Here is a 23,708-nt window from a genome sequence, read left to right as displayed (position 1 = left end):
CAGCCTGATCGGAGACCTGTCATGAATTCTTCCAGCCAAAAAGGTCTTCCGGGCCTCGTCGGTCACGACCACACCGGGCTTACCGTACCGAACCTCGATGAGGCCATCGACTTCTTCGACAGGGTGCTTGGTTGTATCCATGTGCTCACTTTCGGACCGATCGGCGATCCGGAAGGGAGTTTCATGACCGAGGCGCTCGGCGTTCATCCACGAGCCCGTATCGAACGCGCAGCCATGATCCGTTGTGGCAACGGTTCAAATCTCGAGCTTTTCGAATATTCCGCACCAGACCAGCGCGATCTACAGCAGAAGAATAGCGATATCGGTGCTTTTCACATTGCTTTCTATGTGCGCGACATCGCCGCAGCAAAAGCCTATCTGGACGAGATGGGCGTCGAAACACGCCTTGGACCCCTTCCTATCCAGGATGGCCCTATCGCTGGTCAATCAATCCTTTATTTTCAAGCGCCTTGGGGCCTGCAGTTTGAGGCGATCAGTTATCCAAACGGTATGGCTTACGAGAGCACCAGTCCGATCCTCTTGTGGAACCCGGAACAACCTGGCGCTTGAGAGGGATGAGGGGTGTCGAGCCCAACGGCGCTCCGCCGAACAGCGTGGACTGTCCAGCCAACGCGGTTGATCTGCCGATCTAGCTGTGTTTTGAAGACACAAGATTGGCGCCGGGGTTTCGATTGCAGGCATGACAGAACAGATTGACATGTTTTCGGATCAGGACCTGCGTGGCAATGCGGTGTCGCATAGCCCTTCAAAATCCCGGAGGTCCGATAAGCATGCCATTTCTATTACGGAAGAAGACATGGTCCGTCATCTGAGGATGACTGGACGCTATAGAATCCTGAACAAACTTGTTCCTCGGGCAATCAGATCTGCTCCCCGGCCTGAATACCCCCTCCAGGGCATCATTATCGATACAGAGACCACAGGTCTTGATTATCGAAAGGACGAGATCATCGAGATTGGCGTAGTCGCCTTCACCTTCGATGCAACAGGCGTTATCGGCGACGTGACGGGCGTCTATGGCGGGCTTCAGCAGCCGGGCGGCGCTATTCCTGCGGAGATCACCAAGCTTACGGGGATCACGGACGATATGGTGTCCGGCCAGACGATAGACATGGTGGCTCTTGAGGCGCTGATCGCACCGGCTGACTTGCTGATCGCCCACAATGCGCGCTTCGACAGGCCGTTTTGTGAGGTGTTTTCCGCGATTTTTTCCGGCAAAGCGTGGGCGTGTTCCAACGCCGAGGTCGATTGGTCCTCGCGCGGGTATGAAGGGACGAAGCTCGGGTATCTGCTTGGGCAGGCCGGGTATTTTCATGAGGGCCATCGTGCGGTCGATGATTGCTTTGCACTTCTGGAGGTCCTGGCTCGGGAAGTTGACGGAGTGCCTTCCACTGCTTTTGCCGAACTTTATGAGGCGAGCCAGAGGTCCAAAGTGCGGATCTTTGCGGAGAACAGTCCCTTTGATATGAAGGATCATCTGAAGGCACGAGGTTACCGCTGGTCCGACGGAAGTGACGGTCGTCCCAAATCCTGGTGGATCGAGGTCGGGGAGGAAACCCTTGAGGAGGAGCTCTGCTACCTTAGGGCAGAAATCTACAGATATCCTGACGTCGATCCACCAATCAAACGCCTCACCGCTTTCGACCGGTTCCGTGCATGACGCACTTCGATGGCAGCGCAACGCTTGACCCTGCTTCCAGTGCCTCGCCGCCCTCAGATGCTTGCAACGGAGTCCGGAACATCTCTGATGCATCAATGCGGCTGCGCAATTCGCTTGCTTTGATCGACTGCTTTGGCTCGAAGCTTGCGCGAGGCTGACTAAAATGGCGAATGTCGATTGATAAGGGGGACCATTCCGGTTCTGGCTCGTTAGGAGTGAGAGTTTAATCTTGAGCAGGAATGACGGTCATGTCTCAGCGTTTTAACGTGAAGGAAATGGTGACTCAGATGCACGAGAAGAACCTTGTGCTCATGAACATCCTCCGCGATATTGTTGAAAACGAAACATCAAACCATTTCGCAGCTGACGCAACAGATGGCGATCTCTCCCGGCGGCTGGCGGATAAAGCGTCGCGGCGGGCTGAGATACTCGGCGAAATTCGTCACCTTCTGCTTCAAGAAGATTTGGCGCGCCGCGTGCCGGTGAGAGCTTCGAAGGCAGCTTCTACCCCAGGATATGCATGCACGCGCAATCGCTGAGTGTTGTTCCGGCTGCACCTTTTGAAAGGTTCGGAAGCGCGGGCACCGGCGGACGATCTCGGCATCAATCATTACAGGCTTCGTGTGATCATTCGATCTTTTGACCCAAGCGCAGACACCGACGACGTTCGCGTTGGGGGCAAATAGAAGTCTCATCAAAGCGACAGCGACGATCGCGAGCGGGAATTGCGATACTCCGAACGGCCACGCCACCGCCTGTCGCTTCTGCCTATCACCACTGAGGCCTGAAGACCGCCAGGTCTCGCCTTGCTGTAGAACCGGCAGAGGCCGACTTCACGTTTTGAAATAAACAGTCACCGAAAATGAGTTCCTATTCGGCGCGATTGCGGGCATGTGTTCGTGAAAGTTCGCGTGAGGTGGCCCTCGCCAACAAATGAAGTAAAGAGCTGACAGCATGAAAAATCTGGTCGCACTGAATCATCTTTCCGAAAACACGGTCTTCCGTAGAGGCGATGTTTTTGTACTTTTCGGCGAACTGTTCGGTCGCGGATACGCGACCGGCTTGCTCGACGAAGCCAAGCGGGCTGGGATGGAGATTGTCGGAATCACCGTTGGACGGCGCGACGAGAACAACGCACTGCGCCCCCTCGACGCAGATGAGTTGTCTGCGGCGGAGGCCCAGCTGGGCGGTAAGATCATCAATATACCCCTTATGGCGGGCTTCGATCTCGATGCGCCCGAAGGCGGCCCGACGCCGACCGATCTCCTGGCTAAGATGACGCTCGAGAGCTGGGAACAGGACAAGCTCGATTGGGACTATATTGCGCAATGCCGCGACATTGCCACTGCGCGCTTTACGGAGTCGCTTTCAAAGGTCATGACCGTTCTGGACGGAATGATCGCCGATGGTCGCAATGTTTTCTTCGCCCACACGATGGCTGGCGGCATCCCGAAGGCGAAGGTGTTTCTCGTCATCGCCAATCGAATTTACAAGGGGACCGGACCTCGCCATATGTCATCGCAGAGGCTGGTCGATAGCGATCTGGGGAAACTCATTCTGCAAAACTTCGACGAGGTTTCCGCAAACACGTTCCGCCATCTCATCGATTTCAGCGCGGCCATCCGTGAACGTGTCGAGGCTTCGGGCGGCCAAGTCCGATACACCGCTTATGGTTACCATGGATCAGCGGTTCTCATCGACGGAAACTACCGTTGGCAGACCTATACAAATTACACCCAGGGCTACGCGAAGATGCGGCTCGAAGGGATCGCACAGGAAGCCTGGGCAACAGGCATCAAAGCGACTGTCTACAACTGTCCAGAGATCCGGACCAATTCGTCTGATGTATTCACCGGCATCGAACTGCCCCTCATACCGTTGCTCCTGGCGTTGAAGAAAGAGAACGGCGGGACGTGGGCCGATGAGCAGTGGCAAGCTTGCGAGATGCTTTTGGCCGACGGCTTAACCATGAAGGACGTCTTCGATAAGATCACCGAGATGCAGGCCAGCGAGGTCATGCACCCGTTTTACGATTTTTCGGCATGGCCAATGGCGAATAGTCAAGCGCAGGCCGACCTCACGATCGGCACTTCCAATGAGATTACCCGGATGCATCGGGATAGCAAGGTGATGATCAGCGACCTCCTGAGCGGTCTCGTCGTGAAGGCAACGGGTCAGCTGATTTTCGGCGAGTCGTCCAAACCCTCCGGTCCGGTCCTGTGGCTCAACCACGATATCGTGGCTCGGCGACTAAACGCTTCCCACTCACATTCCAAGTCTTCAGAACCGGTCTCCGCAAAAGGCTTGGCGCCCTCACACCTCGAGGTGGCGTGAAGGCTCGCATTCGAACCTGGGAGGTAAGCGTTTCGTCGCGGAAGCGGTCTACGATCCCGATATTGATGTGCCTTAATGCAGGCTATAGCGCGTAGGACGTTTCGTCCGCTTGAGAACCTTGCCAAGCCCCCGTTCGGCTCTGGTCAAAAGTATCATTCTTGCAGGAAGCGTTCTGCCAAGCGCGCCCAAAGGGCGGCGCCCACCGTCAGACTTCCATCGGCAAAGTCGTACTTCGGGCTATGTAGGATGGCAGAGTTCAGGCCGTTGCCAAGGCGCAGAAAGCTGCCCGGCTTGCGTTCGAGGAAATAGGAGAAATCCTCGCTTCCGGGGATCAGGGGGCAGGTGGTGACCTTGTCGCTGCCGATCAATTCTTCCGCCACGAGCCGCGCAAAGGCGGTTTCGGCTTCAGAATTGCTCACGACAGGGTAACCGCGTTCGTATTCGAGTTCGATTGTCGCGTCATAGGCTTCTGCTATCGACTGTGCGAGCTTGGTAATGCGGCGCTCCAGAAGTTCGCGGACCTTGGGCTCGAAGCAGCGCACACTGAGTGCCAGCTTCGCATATTCCGGGATGACGTTGACCGCTTCTCCGGCATGGATCGTGCCGACAGTGACGACGGCTGTCTGGGTGGGGTCGATGTTGCGGGAGACGACCGTCTGAAGCGAGACGACGAGGTTGCAGGCAACGACAATGGGGTCGATGGTGAGGTGAGGGCGCGAGGCGTGGCCGCCTTTGCCTTTGATGGTGATTTTGACCGTATCGGACGACGCCATCATCGGCCCAGAGCGCGTCAAAATTGTCCCTTCAGCCACACCCGGATGGTTGTGCAGGCCGAAGATTGCATCGATGGGAAAGCGCTCGAAGAGGCCATCCTCGATCATTTTCTGCGCACCGGAGGGTTTCCCGTTTTCTTCCGCGGGCTGGAAGATCAGTGTCACCGTGCCGTCGAAACGGCGGGTGCGTGACAGATATTCAGCAGCACCGAGCAGAACCGTCGTATGGCCATCATGGCCGCAGGCATGCATCTTGCCGGGCGCTTTGCTGGCATAGGGTAATCCTGTCTCCTCCAAGATGGGAAGCGCATCCATGTCGGCGCGAATGCCGATGCTTTTGGTTCCGGTGCCGTTCTTCAAACGCGCCACGACGCCATGACCGCCGACATTTCGGGTCACCTCATAGCCCCATGCCTCAAGCTTCTCCGCCACGTATCGAGCGGTCTCCGCCTCTTCCAGCGAAAGCTCGGGATTGGCGTGCAGATACTGGCGCGTTGCCCTGAGTTCTGCTTCCATTGGTTCGAAATCGGAAACACGTGCATAGTGATTGTCATTCAGCATTGGGTCCACCAAGGTCTCGAAAAGGACGCCAGCCGCGAGGCTGGCGCCAAGTTGGGGAGAAATCACACGCTTAAAGGAAGCGCGAGAGGAAAGCCTGTGTTCGGGGATGTTGCGGGTTGCCGATGACCTCTTCCGGCTTGCCCATCTCAACAATGTGGCCGCCATCCATGAACACCACCCGATCAGCCGCTTCTTTCGCAAAGCCGATTTCGTGCGTGACGACGATCATGGTCAGGCCCTGTCGGGCAAGATCCTTCATCGTGGCAAGAACTTCGCCGACCAGTTCGGGGTCGAGCGCGGAGGTTGGCTCATCGAACAGCAGCAGCTTCGGCCTGATGGCCAAGGCACGCGCGATGGCGACACGTTGTTGCTGCCCACCGGAAAGTTGACGCGGATAGGCGGACCCTTTTTCCGACAGGCCGACCCGCTCCAGCAGGCGCATCGCATTTTCGATCGCGCTCTTTCGACTCTCACCGTGCACGCCGACGGGTGCTTCGATGATATTTTGCAGCACCGTCATATGCGGGTAAAGATTGAACTGCTGGAACACCATCCCGATCTTGCGGCGTTGGCGCGCAATGCTGTTGGACGAAAGCTTTTCCAGCCGGTTGTTCCTTATCCGGTAGCCGATCTGCTCGCCATCCACCGCAATCGCGCCCTGCTGAATCGTCTCGAGGTGGTTGATGCAGCGAAGGAAGGTGGATTTACCGGATCCCGAGGGACCAAGAATAACCACCACTTCACCTGGCATCACATCCAGATCAATACCCTTTAGAACCTCTAGGTGATCGAAGGATTTATGGACGTTGCGCGCCTCGACGAGAGGCTTTTTGTTGGCAACTACGGTCAATGGCTTGCCTCCTCGTCTTGAGTGGGCTTGGCAATGCCTGCATTGCGGCGATCACTGCGGCCGTAATAGGCCTCGATGTAGTTCTGGCCAAGATTGAGGACCGACGTAATGAGCAGGTACCAGATCACGGCGACCAGAAGCATCGGAATGATCTCGAATGTTCTGTTGTAGATGGACTGAACCGAATAGAGCAGATCGGCCATCGCGATCACGCTGACGAGCGAGGTTGCCTTGATCATGCTGATCAGCTGGTTACCCGTAGGCGGAACGATGGAGCGCATGGCCTGGGGAATGATAATCCGCCACAATGCGCGTGCCTTGGTCATGCCAAAGGCTTCCGCCGTTTCTGCCTGTCCCCGGTCCACCGAAAGAAGGCCGCCGCGGATGATTTCCGCCATATAGGCCGCCTCGTTGAGCGCTAGGCCGACGATTGCCGCGGTCATGGGTGTGATGACGGAGTTGGTGTCCCAGCTCGCAAGCGTCGGTCCGAAGGGGATAGAAATTGAAAGCTGGGGAAACAGCGTAGACATGTTGTACCAGAAGATCAGCTGGACAAGCAGCGGCGTACCGCGGAAGAACCAGATGAACAGGGATGCAAAAGAGCTGGCCAGCCCATCCTGGGACATTCTGGCAATCGCGATGATCAGACCGAGAATGGTGCCGAGGATCATGGCGATGACCGTCAGTCCCAGGCTGACATAGAGGCCGCTGATGACGACCGGATCGAAGAAATATTGCGCAACGACGGGCCAGCCGAAATTTTCATTGTTGGCAACGATCCAGGCGAAGTTGACGACAACCAGCGCGATGACCAGCCAAAGAACAAGGCGGCCTGTGCGGAACGGGGTGTGGGCTGTCGCCACATCCCGCAGGTCGGTGCCACCCAAGGGTGGCACTTTGGTTTCAGCAGGGCTCGTCATTTTGGCAACTGGCCCCCGAGGTTGATGCCCGGCTGCTTGAGGATGTTGTTCTCAAGGCCCCACTTCTTCATGATCGTCGCATAGGTTCCGTTGTCCATAAGGATCTTGATGGCATCGAGAAGGACCGGACCGAGTTCTGAACCTTTCGGAACGACTGCGCCTTGATAAAGATCGTCAAAGCCGTTCTTCTGGCCAATGCCGGTCAGTTCCAGCTGGCCATTGGCCTGGGATACGAAATAGGTTAGCGGCGCCTGAGAGGAGAAAAAGGCGTCTGCGCGCTTGGACCGCACCGCCAGGATGGAGCTTGGCTGATCGGTGTAGGACTGTACCTCAACGGCCGCTTTACCATCAGCCTTGCACTTTTCTGCTTGTGCCTGGATCACGCGCTCAGCCGAGCCGCCCGCCATGACCGCTATCCGCTGGCCGCAGGATGTATCAAGCGACACGATACCCTTCGGATTGCCCTTCTGAACGGCGAAGACGACGAATTCTTGCACCCAGTCAACGAAATCATTCGCTTCTTCGCGGCTCTTGAAATCGCCCACAGGCCCGAAAGCAAACTGATAGCGCCCGGAATTGACGCCCGCCAGCAGCGCTGGCAGACCGCCAACGGTCGCATGCTCGATCTTGATGCCCAGCACTTCGCCAAGCGCATCGGTCAGGTCGGCGCTTGCACCTTCCATCTTGGTGCCGGTGACGATTTCGTAGGGAGGAAAGGATCCGTTGTTGACGGAAATCATCTTCCCTTCGGAGCGGATTTTTTCCGGCAGCCGGGCGCGAAGGTCCTCATTCAAGCTCTGCTTGGGAATGGTGGCCGTTTCGGCAAGAGCCGGCCCGGCGATAAAGAGCCCTGCGAGGGCGACGGAAGCAATGAGTGTCGGATGCATTTTAGTATTCCCCTTTTTGTTTGCAGCGATTTGGATTGCCTGGGTCTGACTATCGCCGTCAGTTTCCCCCGGCATGCAGTGGAAACAGCTCCGCCGGCGTCAGCAGACGCGGCAGAATTCCTTGAGCATGGAGCTCACGGGCGAAATCGGCGATCATGGCTTCGTTTTCCTTCAAGCCGCTGACATTCCAGTTCGGCGGCAGATCTGCGGCGCAACGGCGCAGTTCATCGATCATCCATGGTGTCGTGTCGGCATATTTTTCCCGCTTTTCCAGCCACATGCGCTGCGACGCGTCGATAAGCTCGCTGAGTTCGTCCATCACCCAAGGATTTTCACGCACAATATGCGCCTTGAAACCGATCAGATGCATGCCAGGCACGTAGCCGACGTCATTGAAATACGCGACTTCCGACGCCCGATAATCCGGCAGAACCTGACGGAACGGTGAGCCCTGGTCGAAGAAACCTTTCGGCATGAAGGGCGTGAACACTGCATCCAGCCCGCCATCTCTCAGCAAGTCGACCATCGGTCGCTCGCCCGGCGCCGCCTCGATCCGGCCTGGACGACCGAAACCGTCCAGACGGTCGGTGATGGGATGTGCGTCCGTCAGACGGCCAGCATACCACATGGCGTCTTCGACGCCGACGCCCTCGCGACGGCACGCCGCGCGGGTCCATGTATTGCCGGAATCACGCCAGCCGGTCACACCGATCTTCTTATCCCCGAGCTCGGCAAGCGCGCGGATCGGGCTATCCTTGGTGGTGATGATGCAGCGATGGCGGAAACCGCGCATGATGAAGTTCGGCATACCGATGACGCTCTCATCGCCATCGTGGCGCATCTGTGCATAGCGGCTGAAAGAGGTTTCCGCAGCATCATGCGCATCGTCTTCAGCAACATTGGAAACGAGCGTTCCCACGCGATCGACTTCGATCTGTAGCCTCGGAGAAGAAACATCGCCCAGCACGAGCGGCGTCATATAGTCCCAGTCACGGAGTGCGAGACGAAGTTTCAACGGCATGATGATTTACTCGTTTGTTTTTGAATGCCTGGAAGGTAAATGTACACTCGGAATGGTACAAATGTTATTACGTTATTGAACATTTAAAGTTTGGGTAAGAAATGGCCGACACAGCAACCGCAGAGTGGCTCGCCACGAAGATCGTCGACAAAACTCGGCGCGGCATCGCCTTGGAAACAAGTGCCTTGGTTCGGGCGGGCATTCTTCCGGTGGGCACACGATTGCCGGCTATTCGTGATCTCGCCTATGAACTCAAGGTCAGCCCGGCGACCATTTCCGAAGCCTGGAGTGAACTACGGCGGCAAAAGATCATTACGGGGCGGGGACGCAACGGCACTTGGGTGAGTGGCGAGCGTTTCATTGCAAAGCCTGAGCGATTGGCGAGCTCCGGTCACTATGCGAGCGGCGTACTTGATCTCTCTTTGGCCGTACCCGACGTCCAGCTTCTGCCACCTTTGAAGGAAGCCCTGTCCCACGGCGCAGAAGTTGAACATTTGAATAGTTACGCGCGAAGCCGGATTGTGCCCGAGCTACAGGAAGCAGTGGAGCAACAATGGCCCTACACTCCTGAAGCGTTCCTGGCGACCAATGGAGGTTATAATGCTGTCTACACGACCGTTCGGGCGTTGCTACCGCCCGGATCTGTTGTGGCTGTCGAGCACCCGACCGCCATGCGAATTCTGGATATTTTAGAAGATCTGGGCGTGCGGATCGCACCGGTATTGTGTGATCAGGAGGGGCCGAGACCAGATAGTCTCAGGCAGGTTCTGACTGAGCGCCCGGCTGCATTTCTCTTCCAGCCGCGCCTGCACTCCGTTACCGGGCAGACGGTCAGCGCAGCCCGCATGCTGCAATTGGGTGACATACTGAATGGTAGTGACACGCTCATTATTGAGGATGACGGTGTTGGTGACATTTCATCCACGCTGCCCATGTCTCTAGGCCAGCGCTTTCCCGATAGAACGGTGCGGATTCTGTCGTATTCAAAGACACTTGGGCCAGATCTGCGGCTCGCCGTGGTCTCAAGCTCGCTTTCGATCATCGAACAAATTCAGTCTTACCGCGCCTTCAGCGCCGGCTGGACCAGCCGCTTGCTTCAAGGGGCTGTCGCTTGGCTGCTAAAAGATAGCGTGACGATGGAGCGTGTGGCCGAAGCGGGGACAATCTATCAGCAACGACGAGACCGTCTGGCTGAAGCCTTGTCACATCGCGGAATAACGACGTGGACCGGTAGCGGTCTCTGTCTCTGGGTTCCTGTGGAATCGGAGCAATTCGCGATGGTCACCCTAGCCGCACGCAATATCGCCGTCGTGCCTGGCAGCAAGTTTTCCCTTTTGCCGAGCAATCATCTTCGGGTAGCGACGAGTAGGCTCAGCGATCGCTGTGAGGAAGCTGCCGACGCGATTGCGTTAGCCCACCGATTATAGAGTTCTCGCTGCTAAAAAGCTGCGCGCAATGAGGCAACGGGCGTTGTGAAATTCCGCCGCAGCCCGGTTTAAGGTGGCTGCTTACTAGGTTCGTTCAAATCGTATGCAGCCGGGTCTATGCACTTGGTGGAATGAGTTTTGACGGTCCTATTCCGTTCAAGGGTGACGTAAAGGGCAGTCCACAAACAACCGAGCGCTGGTGTTTTCGAACTCGGCATCGAGAGCAATGCGCACGACCAGTCGCGCGCTGGAGATAAAGTAAAATCCGTGCGAATTTTAACAGGCCCGCGGGGTGAACAAACTTCGCCATGCGCCGTTTCTTCGGGCAGGCTGGGGCTTGAGTCTGCTGATTGCCTTTTAATTCCTTTTTTGGTTGGGACCACACATATGCGCCGACCTTCCTCCATTGAAACGACGATTTCTCGGCAGCTCGCAAAGAAAGCGATGCCGATTGCGCTTTCTGTTGTCGCGGTCGGCGTGTGCATGACCATCTACCTGTCGTCGTGGATATCGTCCGAAGACAGGAAAGCGGACGAGGCTGTTCAGAGAAACGTTGCGTATCTCAGCGCTATCGCTGATCTCATGTCCCATATCCAGGATGCAGAAATTGGGCAGCGAGGGTTCCTCCTGACAGGCGACGAACTTTATCTCAAGCCATACACCACCGCGATGGATTCACTGGATGGTATGCTTGATAACCTAGCCGAGGGGGCCGAAAACGCATCTATCGAAACAGGAAGTGTCGCGACACTACGCAGTCTGATCGCTCAAAAAAAATCCGAGCTCGAACAAAGCGTGGAGTACCGGCGCGCTGGGAATGAGAACGCGTCGATCGCGCTTGTGAAAACGGGGCAGGGTAAAATCCTTATGGACGGGATCCGGTCCGTCCTGGCTCAGATGGAAACGGATGGCCTGGCGCAGCTTGCAAAACGTTCGGAAGCGGCCAGCGCAGCGAAGGCGCGGATGCACATACTCCTTTTGCTGTTCGCCGTCATGGTGGGAGGGATGGCTCTACTGGTGGTGCGCGCCACGGTCACTCGAGCAAAAGCGGCTGAAAGAACGAGAGACGAACTTCTTTCACATGCAGACAGGCGCCTTATGGCAGTCATGGCTGCTGACCTTGTCGGTTACAGCAGGCTGATGGAAAAGAACGAGGCGGATACTCTCGAGCGCCTGAAGGCCGCGAGAGATGTCATTGACACGATAATTGAAGAGAATAATGGCGCAATCATAACCACGGCAGGCGACAGCATTGTTGCAGCATTCCCGAGCGCATTGTCAGCAATCGACTGCGCGCTGCAAGTCCAGAATTTCATGGTGACTCACAATGCCGACAGGCCGGACGACGATCGACTTTTGTTCAGAATAGGGATGAATGTCGGCGACGTCATTATCGATAACGGCGACATATTCGGTGACACCGTCAACATCGCTGCGCGGCTTGAGGGCATTGCGGAGCCCGGAGGGATCTGCGTCTCACGGTCGGTTAGAGATCACATTCGAAAGCAAAGAAAGCTGAAGTTTGAGGACGCCGGCTTCCAACAGGTCAAAAACATTTCTCGGCCAATCAGCACGTTCAGGGTCCGCGTTGCCGCTTGAGTTTGGGCAGCTCTCCCGCCACCGAAAAAAGCGAACAGCTCGTAAATCAGTGTCACATTCTTCCAGTCTGTAGAGCCTCGCTCAACTGCTGCTTTTCCTCATCAATATTGCTTGGGTTTGGAACGGCATGAAGCGTTGATTTTTGCAGTCGTGAAATTTTTTTGCGATGGTTCGATCAGTTTCCTTCCTGGCGCATTTACCTGCACGCCGGAATTCCCGGTAAGACACTCAACTCTGGGGACATCCGTGGGCGGTATCGAGAAAAACGCAGTCGCAGGAGCGGCAATTTTGAATAGATCGAGCGCGCTCACGGCGCCGACCCTCTCGGGTCGGACGATCTTCATCCTCATCGGCGTCGCGGTCATTCTGTATGTCGGGCAGGAGGTGTTCATTCCCCTTGCGCTCGCCCTATTGCTGACCTTCACGCTTGCCCCGATCGTAAGCTTTCTGCGCAAGCGCCGCGTTCCTAAAATCGCTGCCGTCCTCATGGCGGTGGCGAGCGCCTTTCTGGTTATAGCGGCCTTCGGCTTCATCGTCGCAGGGCAGGTTGCCAATTTGGCGGATAATATTCCGACCTATCAGCGCAACATTGTCGCCAAGGTGCAGGCGTTGAGCCACGCTGGGTCCGGCAACGGGATACTCGAGCATGTTAGCAAGGTCGTTGAGCGCATCGGCTCGGAGATGCAGGACACTGCCGAGGAGAGCAGGGAAGACGCGGCCTCACAATCCACCAGGCGGGACCCGATGCCCGTCGAAATTATCACGCGCTCCAATCCGGTTCAGACGCTCGGAAACTTCATCCTGCCGCTGATCAGCCCATTCGCAACGGCGGGTCTTGTCATCGTCCTCGTAATCTTCATGCTGCTGGAGCGTGAGGAGCTACGCGACAGGTTTATCCGCCTCGTTGGGCTCGGCGATCTGCACCGCACGACGGCAGCGCTTCAGGATGCCGGAAAGCGCGTCGGTAAGTATCTCCTGATGCAGCTTGTCGTAAACGCGCTTTATGCTCTTCCGATCGCAATCGGATTGTGGCTGCTCGGTATTCCGAACGCCATTCTGTGGGGATTGCTGACGCTTGTTTTGCGTTTTGTACCCTATATCGGTCCGGTGATCGGCATGATCTTGCCGCTGTTCCTCGCGCTGGCGATTGCGCCCGGATGGTCGCTCGTCGCGTGGGTGGCAGCACTTTTCATCGTCACGGAACTGGTGAGCAACAACGTCGTCGAGCCTTGGCTTTATGGAAGCCATACCGGTCTTTCGCCGCTTGCGATCATCGTGTCAGCAATCTTTTGGTCATGGCTCTGGGGACCAGTCGGATTGATGCTGTCCACACCCCTTACTGTCTGCCTCGTGGTGCTTGGACGGCACGTCCCACAGTTTGGCTTTCTGGACGTTCTTCTCGGGAACGAGCCCGTTCTGCAACCGCAGGAGAAGCTTTATCAGAGACTTCTTGCCGGGGACCCAAATGAAGCGACCGATAACGCGGAAGATTTTCTCGAAGATGAGTATCTCCTCGATTATTACGAGCAGGTCGGATTTCCGGCTTTGAAGCTTGGCGAAATGGATCGGCAGCGTGGCGTGATGACGGAGGCGCAAATATCCCTGTTTGCGTCCACGACCCAGACGCTGATCGGCAATCTCGCAGAGATAGCGATCGAGGAAGAGGCGGAACAGGATCCCTCAGAAACCGAGGCGGCGACGCTGGAAGAGACCGCTGAAAGCCGCGAACTGCCCAAGGTCGAGCACAAATCGGTGCTCTGCATCGGCGGCAGGGGCGCAATGGACGACGCGGCCGCTTCGATGATTGCGCAAGTTCTCGCCATTGAGGGGGCGACGGTCTCTCAAGCCGAACATTCCATAGTCAGCGGCACGACCATCAACCTTCTTCGCCTTACAGAGATCGATACCGTCGTCATCGCATTTCTGAATGCGGGGTCCAAGGCCCACGCCCGTCAAGCGGTGCGTCGCCTCAAGCGGCAGAAGCCGTCGCTACGCGTTGGGATCGTCATGCCAGGTGTCGACGGAGACGGAGAAAGCTCGGTGGCGGCGCAGGACATCGATGCCGATTTCGTCGCGACGGGCATTCGTGATGCTGTCCGGGGCGCTCTTTCGGATGGCGATGCCGTTGCGATAAGGGTTACGAAACGCGTCGGGCGGGCTCGGGAAAGAAAAATGAACCCGCTCGTAGCGTAAGCAAGGATCTATAAACCGCTTCTATCAAACAGAAGTGCTTTGAGTTCCTATCAGGACGGCATTGGCGCAAACACTCTTCCAATGGTATTCAGCAGCAGCTGCGCGGCCAGGATCGCGGTTGAACCGGTGTGATCGTAATCGGGTGCCACTTCCACCAGATCGACGCCGACGATCGTTCCTTGTTTGGCGAGCCCTGCGATAAGCTCCAGCACCTCATAATAGATGAAGCCGCCATGGCTGGGCGTGCCGGTTCCGGGTGCAATCGAGGGATCGAAGCCATCGATATCGATCGTCAAATAATATCTCTTGCCGGCTGGAATACGAGCCAGAACAGCATCGACACCAAGCTTGCGGATCTGGCGGACCGAGAGAATGTCCGAGCCCTGGGCGCGGGCGTAATCGTAACCTTCCTTGGCCGTCGAGGAGACGTTGCGGATGCCGAGTTGGGTCATGCCGGTCACCCAGGGCTTTTCCGAGGCGCGGCGCAGCGGGCTGCCATGGCCGAAGCGAACGCCATGGCGCTCATCGACGAAATCGAGATGGGCGTCAAACTGCACGACGTGGATCGGCTCCTGCTCGCTGAAGGCATTGATGCAGGGGATGTTGATCGAGTGGTCACCGCCGAGCACGACCGGCAGTGCACCAGCCGCTAGAATCTTGCGCACGCCGAACTCGATATTGGCATGGCTCTTCACCGTGTCGGTATGGACGATGTCCGCGTCACCGAGATCAACCATGCGAACACCTTCAAGATAGGTGACGTCATCCTCATGATCGTAGGCGCCAGCGTGACCGAAGGCAAAAAGCGTCGAGGCTTCGCGAATGCTGCGCGGTCCGAAGCGTGCGCCGGAACGCCACTGGGTTCCAAAATCGAATGGTGCACCAAGGATGGCAACATCGGCGTCGATCTTGTCCCAGTTTTCCACATAGGGACTTTTGGCGAAGGTGGAAATGCCAACGAAAGGCAGGTTTAACCGTCCATTGTCATAGCCGTGGGCTGTCATATTCATTTCCTTTCGGGCATCAAATCGCGCGTTCGCGCCAGGTTTCCAGAAATTGGGAGAGACGGTCGCTTTTAGGCGTGGCGAAGACCACCTTCGGTGCGCCCTCTTCGACTATTCTGCCGGCATCCATGAAGACGACGCGATTGGCGACATGTGCGGCAAAGCCCATTTCATGGGTGACAATCACCATCGTCATTCCTTCCGATGCGAGCGATTTCATCACCGATAGGACCTCACCGACAAGTTCGGGGTCCAGTGCCGAGGTCGGTTCATCGAAGAGCATCACCTTCGGCTTTACGGCCAAGGCTCTGGCGATGGCAACGCGCTGTTTCTGTCCGCCGGAGAGGCTCTCCGGCCAGCGGTCGGCAAAGGACAGAAGGCCGACCTTGCTCAACATTTCGCGGCCGACGTCTTCAGCAATGGCCCGTGACAAGCCGTGTGCCAGTCGCAAAGCGAGTGTCACGTTGTCGAGCACCTTCAAGTGCGGCCACAGGTGGAAATGCTGGAAGACCATTCCTATCGGGCTGCGGGCATCGGTCAATTCCCTGTAGCCTGCCTTTTCGCGCCCAAGCGGTGTGTCTCGCCATCCCAGCATCTTGCCAAAGATGTGGACCTCGCCCGCATCATAGGCGTCGAGAAAGGCAAGCGAGCGCAGCAAGGTGCTTTTACCGGACCCGGAAGGCCCGATGATGCAGGTCACGTCGCCATCCTGAATATCAAGGTCAATGCCCTGCAAAACGGTCTTGTCGCCAAACCGCTTCTCAAGTCCGCGAACGGAAATCGCTGCCGGTCTCGTCATGTCAGGAACCTCTTAACGCGAAGCGGCGCTCCAGAGCGCGTCCGGACTTCGACAGAATTTCAACAAGAGCCCAGTAGAGGAGGGCGATGGTGAGGTAGGGCGTGACCACCGTGAAGCTGATCGAGCTGATCGTTCCCGCCAATTTCGTCAGCTCTCCAAGGGTGATCACCGAAAGAACAGCCGACTCTTTCAAAAGCGCGATCGCCTGGCCCACGCATGGGGGGAGTGTCAGCCGTACCGCTTGGGGCAGTTCAACGTGCAGGAACCGTTGTCCGCGTGTCAGCCCCAGCATTTCTGCGGCTTCGCGTTCTCCCTCGGGAACGGCGTTCAGACCGGCGCGGAAAATTTCGGCGAATGGTCCGGCACCATAGATGCCAAGTCCAAAGATACCTGCCACATAGGGGCTGAGCAAAAGCCCAACCTGCGGACCCCCGTAATAGAGCAGGAAAAGCAGGAGCGCGAGGGGAGCGCCCCGAGCGAACTCCACATAGGCTCTGGTTACAAGTGCAATTGGACGATAACCGCTCCGCAGGCCGGTGGCGAGCAAGACGCCAAACAGGATGGCGATGGCGACGCCGCAGGTCGAGACCGTGATGGTCGTAAGCAGTCCGGCAAGATAGAGCGGCAGATCAGTGATAAAGCCGGTCATGAATTTTGACCCCGGCGTGACAGGCGTCTTTCGATCATCAGTCCTAACGCGGCGATAAGGATGCCGACTGTCACGTAAAGAACGAGAGCGGACGCGTACGCGTCAAGGGGTCGGAACGTGGAGGACGCGACCTGTTGGGCGCGGCGGGTCAAGTCCGTCACTGCAATGACCGAGACGAGGGACGAATTCTTGACCAGAGCCTGCATTTCTCCAACAAGTGCTGGCAACATTGCACGCACGGCCTGAGGGGCCTCGATGTTGAGAAAGATCGCGAAAGGCGTGAGGCCCAGCATTTTCGCGGCCTCAATCTCGCCTTTCGGTATGGCCTGAAGCCCTGCCCGGTAGATCTCCGACTGGAACGCCGCCGTATTGAGCGCCAGGGCCAAGGTGGCCGCAACGATCGGCTCAAGCTCAAGCCCGAGGAATGGAAGGATGTAGAAGGTGATCAAGAGTTGTACGAGGATCGGTGTTCCGCGCCAGAAGGAAAGGTAAAGCGCCGCCGGAATGCGCGTCCATCGTCCGCCCCGCGCGGCGGCGGCCAGCAGAAGAGCCAACGGCGCGCCGAAGAGAAGCGCCGTCAGACTGATCGTCATGGTGGTGGCGAGGCCATCGAGAAGTGCAGGCCAGATATGTGCGGCTGTCCTTTCCATGACCTCTCCGTGTTATCTTATTCGACCGCAGGAAGAACGTCCGGAAGCTGCATCGGTGCGCCGAACCACTTCGTCTGCAATTCAGCAAGCTTGCCGGATTTGTTCAGCTTGACGAGTTCGCCATCGATCAGCGCGTTGAGGGACGCACTGTCCGCGTCGTTACGACCCGCCCAAGAGAAATAGGTCTTGGGGCCGAAGGTCGGCAGCACAACTTCGAACGCATCCGGACGTTGACGGGCGGCCTCCAGCAGATTGGGAAGCGAGTTCACGACCGCCTGGATCCGACCGGCGCCGAGATCGGCATAGGCTTCCGAAAAGTCGGTATAGGTGGAGATCGTAACCGGGCCGCCATTGTCCTTCAGTTTCCCGGAGAAGGTTTCGAGCGCTGCCAGCTGTGCGGAGCCTGCCTGGGATCCGACAGCCTTGCCGGCGATGTCTTCCGGCTTGGTGATAGCCGCATCGCCCTTGCGCTTCAGAATGGCCATGGTTGCGTCGGCAATCGGCGTTGAAAGATGGTAGGCCTTCATGCGTTCCGGCGTGACGGTAACGGAGGTCACGACATAATCAAAACGGCCGGCAGCGAGGCCTGGAAGAATGCCCTGCCAAGGCAGATCGAGACGCTTGAGCTTGACGTCCGGTAATGCCTTCATGACTTCAGCCATGATGTCGGCGGAGTAGCCGACGATCTTTCCGTCCTCCACGAATTCGAAGGGGGCGAAGCGGGCCTCGGTGGCCACCGTGAAGACTTTGTCGGATTTGATTTTTTCAAGAAGGTCCGCGGCGCCAGCGGACGAAGAGAGAAGCGCAGCAAATACGGTACCGATCAGGAGTGCTTTGGCGGAGGCTTTAGGTTTCATGGTTTCGTTCCCCGTTTTTTGATGCCCCAACGAACCATGGACTTCAGCGCAGGAAAATAGGAAAGATATGAAGTTCACATCAATAAATATGATGTAAGGTTTTATCCATGCACTTGGCCCAGTCCGATCTTCGCTCCCTCACCGTGTTTCGTGCCGTGGTAGAGCATAAAAGTTTTCTCGGCGCGCAAATCACCCTCGGCCTTAGCCAGTCCGCGGTTAGCTTTCATATCAAGGCGCTGGAGGACAGGCTCGGGTATAAGCTCTGCCGGCGCGGGCGAGGCGGCTTTGAACTGACGGACCGGGGCGCGATCGTCTACGAACAGTCGAAATCTCTGTTCCTGGCGCTCAACGCCTTCGAAAGCGAAATAGGCACTTTGAAGAACCGGATCACCGGGACATTGAGACTTGGCCTGGTGGACAACACGATTACCGATGCGGATCTGCCCATTCATCGCATCATCGCCCGGATCAGCGAAAGGGCTCCAGAGGCACGGCTGGAACTGGTCATCGATTCTCCAGATGCGCTACTGTCCGAAATCGCCAATGGTGGTCTCGATATCGCCATCCTTCCGGAAACTGAGCCGTATCAGAGCCTCAAATTGTCACGCCTACGGGACGAGATTCACTCCCTCTATTGCGCCAAGGGCCATCCTCTTTTCACGGCAGACGAAGCGGACATTTCCGTGCAGCGTGTGGAAGGCTTCGATTTCGTCGTCAGGCCCTATGCCAATATGCGCGAATTGCAGTATTTCCCACGAGCGCGCGCCAAGGCGTCGGCGTCGAACATGGAAGCCCAGGCAATGTTCGTCATGTCAGGCCGATATCTCGGCTACTTGCCCGATCATTACGCGGCCGATTGGGTACAGAAGGGCATCTTTCGGGCGCTTCTTCCGAAAGAAGCCAGGATCAATTCACCCTTCATCATCGCCACTCGTCTGGGAGAAAAGCCATCGACCATTCTCGACTTCTTCATTCGAGAACTCGCCGGTCTTGCTTCGGAAACACTTCATCGGAAACAGCTGTCTCCAAGCAGATGAAGGGGAGGGCGGCCAACGTCGACAAATTGCTATGGCCGCCAGCGCGTCTTGCGGTTCAAAGCCTCTCTTCGGCGCCGCCGCTGCGAGTTAGATACCCTTCTCTCGACGCCTGAAAACACAGTTTTCACGATCTCGATCTCGCACGTTTCCGCTCGCTGTTGTCTTCATAATCTTGCGACTGGTTGCGCCCTGCGGCTTTGGCCCGGTAGAGCGCCCGGTCTGCCTGAGCGATCAAGTCGTTCTCGGACAGCGATTGCGAGGGAAGCGCCGTCGCATAGCCGCAAGAAACGGTCACATGACCCCAGGGCAAATTTTCAGCATGCGCGATACCCAACGCGGCAACCGCCTTGCGAATATTTTCGGCTATTCTCGCGGTTTCTTCGGCACCTATATTTGGCAGCAGAACGACCAGCTCTTCGCCACCGTAACGGGCCGCAAGACCGCCGGTCCCGATGAGCTGCGAAGGGATGACGGCGGCGACATCGCGTAGCGCGCAATCGCCGGCCAGATGTCCGTAGGTGTCGTTGTAGACCTTGAAGCGGTCGAGATCGAGCAGGATGAGCGAAACCGACTGCTGATCTGCGCGTGTCGCCGTCAGCATGGTGCTCAGCTGGGTATTGAAGTAACGCTTGTTGAACAGACGCGTCAGCTCGTCCGTCGTTGCCAGTGCATTCAGCTCCTGCTTCATCATCTGATGGCGGGTGACGTCGCGTGTAATGACGACGATTCCGTCAGGTTCGTTGGTATCATCACCCCGAACGCAGGAGATGACGCTCTCCAGCCAGATCGTGGTTCCATCCATCCGCTGGCGTCGATAGAGGATTGATTCCGTTGAGGATCCCAACCGCACCTTGGCCAGGGCTTGCTCCCATGTGGACCTGGTCTGATCATCCCGGTTTTCCAGCACGCTCGTTCCAATCACGCTTTCAGTACTCTGCTCGAATATTCTCTCCGCGGCAGGTGATACATACTGCCGGATGCCCGCCAGGGAAATCTTTTCGATCACGTCGGTTGAGGCATTGGCGATAAGGCGGAATTCCGCTTCGCGTGCGGCGACTTTCTGATCCCAGATCTCCCTGAGTTCGATCTGCCTGATCCACCGGACGGCCATGGCAGTACCGATCAAGTAGGCGAGAATGATGCTGAGCCAAGGATATTTTGACTGCTTCAGCCAGTCGGCAAAAATAGAGTCCTTGGTCTGTGCGGCGATCGCCGTTACGCCCGTCTCAGGGCTGCGATAGAACCCGCTGATGCGCTTTGCGCCATCGAAACGCGAGACATATTCGTAATTGCCGCGCAGCTTCTTCATGATCTCATCGCGATAAAGCGCACTGTCAGCGATGTTTGCACCCATCGCTTTCAGGTCCATCGGCAGGCGAAGAAGAATGGCGCCATCCTCGCGCAGCAGGGCAAAGGCATTCTCCTCGTTCACCCCGAAGGTTTCGATGAAATGGGAGAAATGATCCATGTCGATGGTTGCGATCATAACACCCGCCAAGCTTCCGTCGGGATTGTCTATCCGCTGGCTGATCGGAAGGAACCACCGGCCATTTGTCTGGCTTTGAGAGGGGAGGCCGAAGCGCGCTTGTGTTGACACATTCGCTTTGTGGAACTGGAAATATTCGCGGTTGGAGAGATCTATGCCTGCGGAATTCGCGGCAAACGTCGATTGGAGCAAGCGGCCTTGAGCATCGGCATAGGCCAGGCTGCGCAGCAAGGGGGAAGTCTTGACGACGCGCAGCATCTCCTCAAACAGCAGTTGGGTTTTGCTTTCGTCGCCGAGCGCCTCTCTAGCGTGAGCAGACAGGTCGTTTAGCGGTTGCTGAGCAAGCGCCATCAAGTCGTCGGTATGAAGCGCCATGGCGCGGGCGGTTTCCATTTGGCGGTTGTTTGCGTTTTGGACCAGCCGCTGCCAATTGGTGTATTCGGTCCAAGTGCCCAGACACGCAAACACGGCTCCGACCGCAAGAACGACGGCGAGACGGAGGCGAGACCTTTTCTTCATATTTTGGGAAATCATATGTTTTTAACGGTTCAAATTCAGATGCACCAATATTCCGTCAGATGAATGAAAGAAATTCTAATGACCATGAATGCGTCTTTAGACAATAAAGCTGGAGGTCTCACATTCACGTGTTCACTGGATCTACCATCTCCAACGGAAGCCACAGCGCAAAACCCTGAAGTCGGCTGAAACAAACCTGCCATCATCTTGATGATTTGGAAGCACACTGAAGATCGGGATTCATTCGACTGAAAACGACTGAAACACTGTCACTGAGATATTAGACTCCTTTGCTAGGGCTTCTCTCCGTGCCGCGACGAATGCGGCATACCGAGAGGTTCCATGGTTCGAACGCCCGCAAATATTCGCGATGTCGCCGCACGTGCCGGCTGCTCCATCGCCACCGTCAGCCGTGTTGCGACAGGCAACGGTCCTGTCAGCGTTGCCATGCAGAAAAAGGTGGTGGATGCGGCGCTGACCCTTGGCTTTCCCCTTGCCCCGCCGTCGGCTGCGCGCCGGCCTGTCCTCGGCGTTCTCCTTCCCAGTCTCACCAATCCGGTCTTTGCAGGTGCGCTCGCCGGCATCGAACATTGCGCTCGCGCCAACGATCTCTCGATCATCATCGGACAATCCAACTATCGGGCCGACGAGGAAATGGCCGTCATTGCCGCTTTGATTGCCGAGCGCCCCTTGGGGCTCATCATGACGGTCTGCGATCCCGCAACGAGTGATGTGTTCGCCACTGTGGCCCGACAGGGCATCCCTGCCGCTACCGTCTATAATGAGGGCGTGCCGGATGGTTTCGGCTCCGTTTCGGTCGATAACCGGGCGGCGATGCGTGAGCTCACGGAAAAGCTGCTGAACCTTGGCCATCGTTCCATCTTGTTTGTCGGTGGCCGGTTTGCATCCTCGGATCGCGCGATCAATCGTTATCGAGGCTATTGCGATGCGATGAAGGCCGCCGGTTGTCAGCCCTTCGCGGCCTTGGAGGTGGACTTTATCGACGCGACCGAAGACGTCGATTTGACCGCTGCCCTGGACAAGCGTCATCCGACGGCGATCGTCGTTTCGAACGATCTACTCGCCCTCACAGTGATCGCTTCTTTGCGGCGTTCGGGTCTGCGCGTGCCGCAGGATGTCTCGGTGACCGGCTTCGATGGCATAGATCTCGCCCGACACATCTCGCCAAGATTGACGACGATTGTCCAACCCTCCCGCACCATGGGTGTCCTGGCGGCCTCCATGGTGCTCGATATCGCCGCAGGGCGGCGGCATCCGGCCCATATCCTGGCTGACTTCACCTTCGCTCGCGGCGAAACGATCGAAGAGGCCAAGCCCCATCCACGCAGCCAGTCTTCTTCTTCCTCAACGAACCAGGAACCTCACTCCCATGAAAATTAAACTCCTCCTGACCTGCCTCGGCTTTCTGGCAGGCGCCTTCATTCTTGCGCTGACGCCCGCGCGCGCGGCAGACGCCGTTTGTTACAACTGCCCGCCCGAATGGGCGAACTGGGGTCAGATGCTGAAAAACATCAAGACCGATCTCGGCATAGACATCCCTGGCGACAACAAGAATTCCGGCCAGGCGATTGCACAGATCATCGCCGAAAAGGCAAGCCCCGTGGCCGATATCGCCTATCTCGGGATCAATGCCGGCATTTCTGCTGCGAGCCAGGATCTCGTGGCAGCCTGGAAGCCAGCGCGATTCAATGAAATCCCGGATGGCCTGAAGGACCCGGAGGGCCGCTGGTGGACGGTGCACCAGGGTACGCTCGGCTTTTTCGTCAATGTCGATGCGCTGAACGGCGCGCCGGCTCCGGCCTGCTGGGCCGACCTTTTGAAGCCGGAATATAACGGTCTTGTCGGCTATCTCGACCCGACCTCCGCCGCTGTCGGCTATGTTTCTTCCGTCGCCGCCAACTCTGCGCTCGGCGGCACGCTCGAGAATTTCTCCCCTGCCATCGACTTCTTCAAGAAGCTTGCCGCCAACGGTGCCATCGTTACCAAGCAGACTTCCTATGCCCGCGTCGTTTCCGGCGAGATTCCTGTTCTGCTCGACTATGACTTCAATGCCTATCGCGCCAAATATACCGAAAAAGGCAAGTTCGCCTTCGTCATTCCTTGCGAAGGCACCGTCAGCTTTCCCTATGTCATGACGCTGGTCAAAGGCGCACCGCATATGGACGCCGCAAAAAAGGTCCTCGACTATCTGCTCTCCGACAAGGGCCAGCTCTTCTGGACGACGGCCTATCTTCGCCCGGCCATTCCGGTGGAGATGCCGAAGGATATCGCCGACAGGTTCCTGCCAGCAAGCGACTATCAGCGTGCCAAGGCTATCGACTGGGCGAAGGCGCAGGCAGCACAGAAGGTGTATTCCGAGCGCTATCTCGCGGAAGTCCGCTAAGCCTTCGGCGCTAACCTCCCTCAAAAAGGCAGCCGAGACGATGCATGTCCCGGCTCG

The 23,708-nt window shown here is 57.1% G+C and carries 21 protein-coding genes; 10 read left to right on the top strand and 11 right to left on the bottom strand.

The features are described from left to right. Positions 1-21 precede the first annotated feature (21 nt). The 4 genes from QE435_RS01315 (at position 22) to QE435_RS01300 (ending at position 4,015) form a co-directional block, all read left to right on the top strand. Positions 22-570 (top strand): VOC family protein, encoded by a 549-nt coding sequence (locus QE435_RS01315; RefSeq protein WP_349039934.1) that lies wholly within the window; start codon positions 22-24, stop codon positions 568-570. 130 nt (positions 571-700) lie between these two features. Beyond that, a complete protein-coding gene (locus tag QE435_RS01310; RefSeq protein ID WP_349039933.1) occupies positions 701-1,681 on the top strand; it encodes a 3'-5' exonuclease in 981 nt (326 codons plus the stop codon). A 248-nt stretch (positions 1,682-1,929) separates the two neighbouring features. Further along, positions 1,930-2,220 carry a hypothetical protein gene (locus tag QE435_RS01305; RefSeq protein WP_306929878.1) on the top strand — a complete coding sequence of 97 codons (291 nt, stop codon included), beginning with the start codon at positions 1,930-1,932 and terminating at the stop codon, positions 2,218-2,220. A 415-nt stretch (positions 2,221-2,635) separates the two neighbouring features. Beyond that, a complete protein-coding gene (locus QE435_RS01300) occupies positions 2,636-4,015 on the top strand; it encodes a hypothetical protein (protein WP_349039932.1) in 1,380 nt (459 codons plus the stop codon). Between the two features lie 152 nt (positions 4,016-4,167). Here QE435_RS01300 and QE435_RS01295 read toward each other — a convergent pair whose 3' ends face one another. From QE435_RS01295 to QE435_RS01275, 5 genes are all read right to left on the bottom strand, one after another. Next, complete coding sequence (locus QE435_RS01295; protein WP_349039931.1) at positions 4,168-5,349, bottom strand: M20 aminoacylase family protein; 1,182 nt, start codon at positions 5,347-5,349, stop codon at positions 4,168-4,170. A 70-nt stretch (positions 5,350-5,419) separates the two neighbouring features. Further along, positions 5,420-6,199 carry an amino acid ABC transporter ATP-binding protein gene (locus tag QE435_RS01290; protein ID WP_349039930.1) on the bottom strand — a complete coding sequence of 260 codons (780 nt, stop codon included), beginning with the start codon at positions 6,197-6,199 and terminating at the stop codon, positions 5,420-5,422. Then, positions 6,196-7,119: an amino acid ABC transporter permease gene (locus QE435_RS01285; protein ID WP_349039929.1), complete on the bottom strand. Its 924-nt coding sequence runs from the start codon at positions 7,117-7,119 to the stop codon at positions 6,196-6,198. The genes QE435_RS01290 and QE435_RS01285 overlap by 4 nt, the downstream gene beginning before the upstream one ends. After that, positions 7,116-8,006: an ABC transporter substrate-binding protein gene (locus QE435_RS01280; protein ID WP_349039928.1), complete on the bottom strand. Its 891-nt coding sequence runs from the start codon at positions 8,004-8,006 to the stop codon at positions 7,116-7,118. Before QE435_RS01280 ends, QE435_RS01285 begins: the two co-directional genes overlap by 4 nt. Positions 8,007-8,064: 58 nt before the next feature. Next, positions 8,065-9,027: a nitrate ABC transporter substrate-binding protein gene (locus QE435_RS01275; RefSeq protein ID WP_349039927.1), complete on the bottom strand. Its 963-nt coding sequence runs from the start codon at positions 9,025-9,027 to the stop codon at positions 8,065-8,067. Positions 9,028-9,128: 101 nt separating this feature from the next. On the opposite strand from QE435_RS01275, the gene QE435_RS01270 reads away from it, so the two are divergent. The 3 genes from QE435_RS01270 (at position 9,129) to QE435_RS01260 (ending at position 14,246) form a co-directional block, all read left to right on the top strand. Next, the gene (locus QE435_RS01270) at positions 9,129-10,454 is read left to right on the top strand and encodes a PLP-dependent aminotransferase family protein (RefSeq protein WP_349039926.1); all 1,326 of its coding nucleotides are present in this window, start codon (positions 9,129-9,131) and stop codon (positions 10,452-10,454) included. A 387-nt stretch (positions 10,455-10,841) separates the two neighbouring features. After that, positions 10,842-12,053 (top strand): CHASE3 domain-containing protein, encoded by a 1,212-nt coding sequence (locus QE435_RS01265; protein ID WP_349039925.1) that lies wholly within the window; start codon positions 10,842-10,844, stop codon positions 12,051-12,053. Positions 12,054-12,341: 288 nt separating this feature from the next. Continuing rightward, positions 12,342-14,246 carry an AI-2E family transporter gene (locus QE435_RS01260; RefSeq protein WP_349039924.1) on the top strand — a complete coding sequence of 635 codons (1,905 nt, stop codon included), beginning with the start codon at positions 12,342-12,344 and terminating at the stop codon, positions 14,244-14,246. Between the two features lie 50 nt (positions 14,247-14,296). Here the strand turns inward: QE435_RS01260 and speB are convergent, their stop codons facing one another. Genes speB through QE435_RS01235 form a run of 5 tightly spaced genes read right to left on the bottom strand, consistent with a single transcriptional unit; the run spans position 14,297 to position 18,205 of the window. Then, on the bottom strand, positions 14,297-15,250 hold the full coding sequence (speB, locus tag QE435_RS01255) for an agmatinase (RefSeq protein WP_306929892.1): 954 nt from the start codon (positions 15,248-15,250) through the stop codon (positions 14,297-14,299). Between the two features lie 19 nt (positions 15,251-15,269). Then, positions 15,270-16,049 carry an amino acid ABC transporter ATP-binding protein gene (locus QE435_RS01250; RefSeq protein WP_306929894.1) on the bottom strand — a complete coding sequence of 260 codons (780 nt, stop codon included), beginning with the start codon at positions 16,047-16,049 and terminating at the stop codon, positions 15,270-15,272. A 1-nt stretch (position 16,050) separates the two neighbouring features. Further along, positions 16,051-16,698, bottom strand: coding sequence for an amino acid ABC transporter permease (locus QE435_RS01245; protein WP_349039923.1), 648 nt, complete (start codon positions 16,696-16,698; stop codon positions 16,051-16,053). Then, positions 16,695-17,348: an amino acid ABC transporter permease gene (locus tag QE435_RS01240; RefSeq protein ID WP_349039922.1), complete on the bottom strand. Its 654-nt coding sequence runs from the start codon at positions 17,346-17,348 to the stop codon at positions 16,695-16,697. The genes QE435_RS01245 and QE435_RS01240 overlap by 4 nt, the downstream gene beginning before the upstream one ends. A gap of 17 nt (positions 17,349-17,365) precedes the next feature. Next, complete coding sequence (locus QE435_RS01235) at positions 17,366-18,205, bottom strand: transporter substrate-binding domain-containing protein (RefSeq protein WP_349039921.1); 840 nt, start codon at positions 18,203-18,205, stop codon at positions 17,366-17,368. 107 nt (positions 18,206-18,312) lie between these two features. Here QE435_RS01235 and QE435_RS01230 point away from each other — a divergent pair, with 107 nt between their 5' ends. Next, the gene (locus tag QE435_RS01230; protein WP_309769146.1) at positions 18,313-19,242 is read left to right on the top strand and encodes a LysR family transcriptional regulator; all 930 of its coding nucleotides are present in this window, start codon (positions 18,313-18,315) and stop codon (positions 19,240-19,242) included. A gap of 124 nt (positions 19,243-19,366) precedes the next feature. Here QE435_RS01230 and QE435_RS01225 read toward each other — a convergent pair whose 3' ends face one another. Further along, positions 19,367-21,247 carry a diguanylate cyclase gene (locus QE435_RS01225; RefSeq protein ID WP_349039920.1) on the bottom strand — a complete coding sequence of 627 codons (1,881 nt, stop codon included), beginning with the start codon at positions 21,245-21,247 and terminating at the stop codon, positions 19,367-19,369. Positions 21,248-21,589: 342 nt separating this feature from the next. Here QE435_RS01225 and QE435_RS01220 point away from each other — a divergent pair, with 342 nt between their 5' ends. Continuing rightward, a complete protein-coding gene (locus tag QE435_RS01220; protein WP_349039919.1) occupies positions 21,590-22,648 on the top strand; it encodes a substrate-binding domain-containing protein in 1,059 nt (352 codons plus the stop codon). Further along, a complete protein-coding gene (locus QE435_RS01215; protein ID WP_349039918.1) occupies positions 22,638-23,651 on the top strand; it encodes an extracellular solute-binding protein in 1,014 nt (337 codons plus the stop codon). Before QE435_RS01220 ends, QE435_RS01215 begins: the two co-directional genes overlap by 11 nt. Positions 23,652-23,708: the final 57 nt, after the last annotated feature.

The organism is Agrobacterium sp. SORGH_AS 787, from assembly GCF_030819035.1.
Lineage (GTDB): Bacteria > Pseudomonadota > Alphaproteobacteria > Rhizobiales > Rhizobiaceae > Agrobacterium > Agrobacterium larrymoorei_B.
Note: the sequence above shows the minus strand (reverse complement) of the source record. Positions and strands in the feature narration are given on the sequence as shown.

What these genes read in the sequence shown, in the direction of transcription:
- QE435_RS01305 (WP_306929878.1), top strand. Translation starts at nt 1,930, where the DNA reads ATGTCTCAGCGTTTTAACGTGAAGGAAATGGTGACTCAGATGCACGAG.
- QE435_RS01230 (WP_309769146.1), top strand. Translation starts at nt 18,313, where the DNA reads ATGCACTTGGCCCAGTCCGATCTTCGCTCCCTCACCGTGTTTCGTGCC.
- QE435_RS01220 (WP_349039919.1), top strand. Translation starts at nt 21,590, where the DNA reads ATGGTTCGAACGCCCGCAAATATTCGCGATGTCGCCGCACGTGCCGGC.
- QE435_RS01270 (WP_349039926.1), top strand. Translation starts at nt 9,129, where the DNA reads ATGGCCGACACAGCAACCGCAGAGTGGCTCGCCACGAAGATCGTCGAC.
- QE435_RS01235 (WP_349039921.1), bottom strand. Translation starts at nt 18,205, where the DNA reads ATGAAACCTAAAGCCTCCGCCAAAGCACTCCTGATCGGTACCGTATTT.
- QE435_RS01265 (WP_349039925.1), top strand. Translation starts at nt 10,842, where the DNA reads ATGCGCCGACCTTCCTCCATTGAAACGACGATTTCTCGGCAGCTCGCA.
- QE435_RS01245 (WP_349039923.1), bottom strand. Translation starts at nt 16,698, where the DNA reads ATGACCGGCTTTATCACTGATCTGCCGCTCTATCTTGCCGGACTGCTT.
- QE435_RS01250 (WP_306929894.1), bottom strand. Translation starts at nt 16,049, where the DNA reads ATGACGAGACCGGCAGCGATTTCCGTTCGCGGACTTGAGAAGCGGTTT.
- QE435_RS01215 (WP_349039918.1), top strand. Translation starts at nt 22,638, where the DNA reads ATGAAAATTAAACTCCTCCTGACCTGCCTCGGCTTTCTGGCAGGCGCC.
- speB (WP_306929892.1), bottom strand. Translation starts at nt 15,250, where the DNA reads ATGACAGCCCACGGCTATGACAATGGACGGTTAAACCTGCCTTTCGTT.
- QE435_RS01240 (WP_349039922.1), bottom strand. Translation starts at nt 17,348, where the DNA reads ATGGAAAGGACAGCCGCACATATCTGGCCTGCACTTCTCGATGGCCTC.
- QE435_RS01295 (WP_349039931.1), bottom strand. Translation starts at nt 5,349, where the DNA reads ATGCTGAATGACAATCACTATGCACGTGTTTCCGATTTCGAACCAATG.
- QE435_RS01300 (WP_349039932.1), top strand. Translation starts at nt 2,636, where the DNA reads ATGAAAAATCTGGTCGCACTGAATCATCTTTCCGAAAACACGGTCTTC.
- QE435_RS01280 (WP_349039928.1), bottom strand. Translation starts at nt 8,006, where the DNA reads ATGCATCCGACACTCATTGCTTCCGTCGCCCTCGCAGGGCTCTTTATC.
- QE435_RS01310 (WP_349039933.1), top strand. Translation starts at nt 701, where the DNA reads ATGACAGAACAGATTGACATGTTTTCGGATCAGGACCTGCGTGGCAAT.
- QE435_RS01285 (WP_349039929.1), bottom strand. Translation starts at nt 7,119, where the DNA reads ATGACGAGCCCTGCTGAAACCAAAGTGCCACCCTTGGGTGGCACCGAC.
- QE435_RS01225 (WP_349039920.1), bottom strand. Translation starts at nt 21,247, where the DNA reads ATGAAGAAAAGGTCTCGCCTCCGTCTCGCCGTCGTTCTTGCGGTCGGA.
- QE435_RS01275 (WP_349039927.1), bottom strand. Translation starts at nt 9,027, where the DNA reads ATGCCGTTGAAACTTCGTCTCGCACTCCGTGACTGGGACTATATGACG.
- QE435_RS01315 (WP_349039934.1), top strand. Translation starts at nt 22, where the DNA reads ATGAATTCTTCCAGCCAAAAAGGTCTTCCGGGCCTCGTCGGTCACGAC.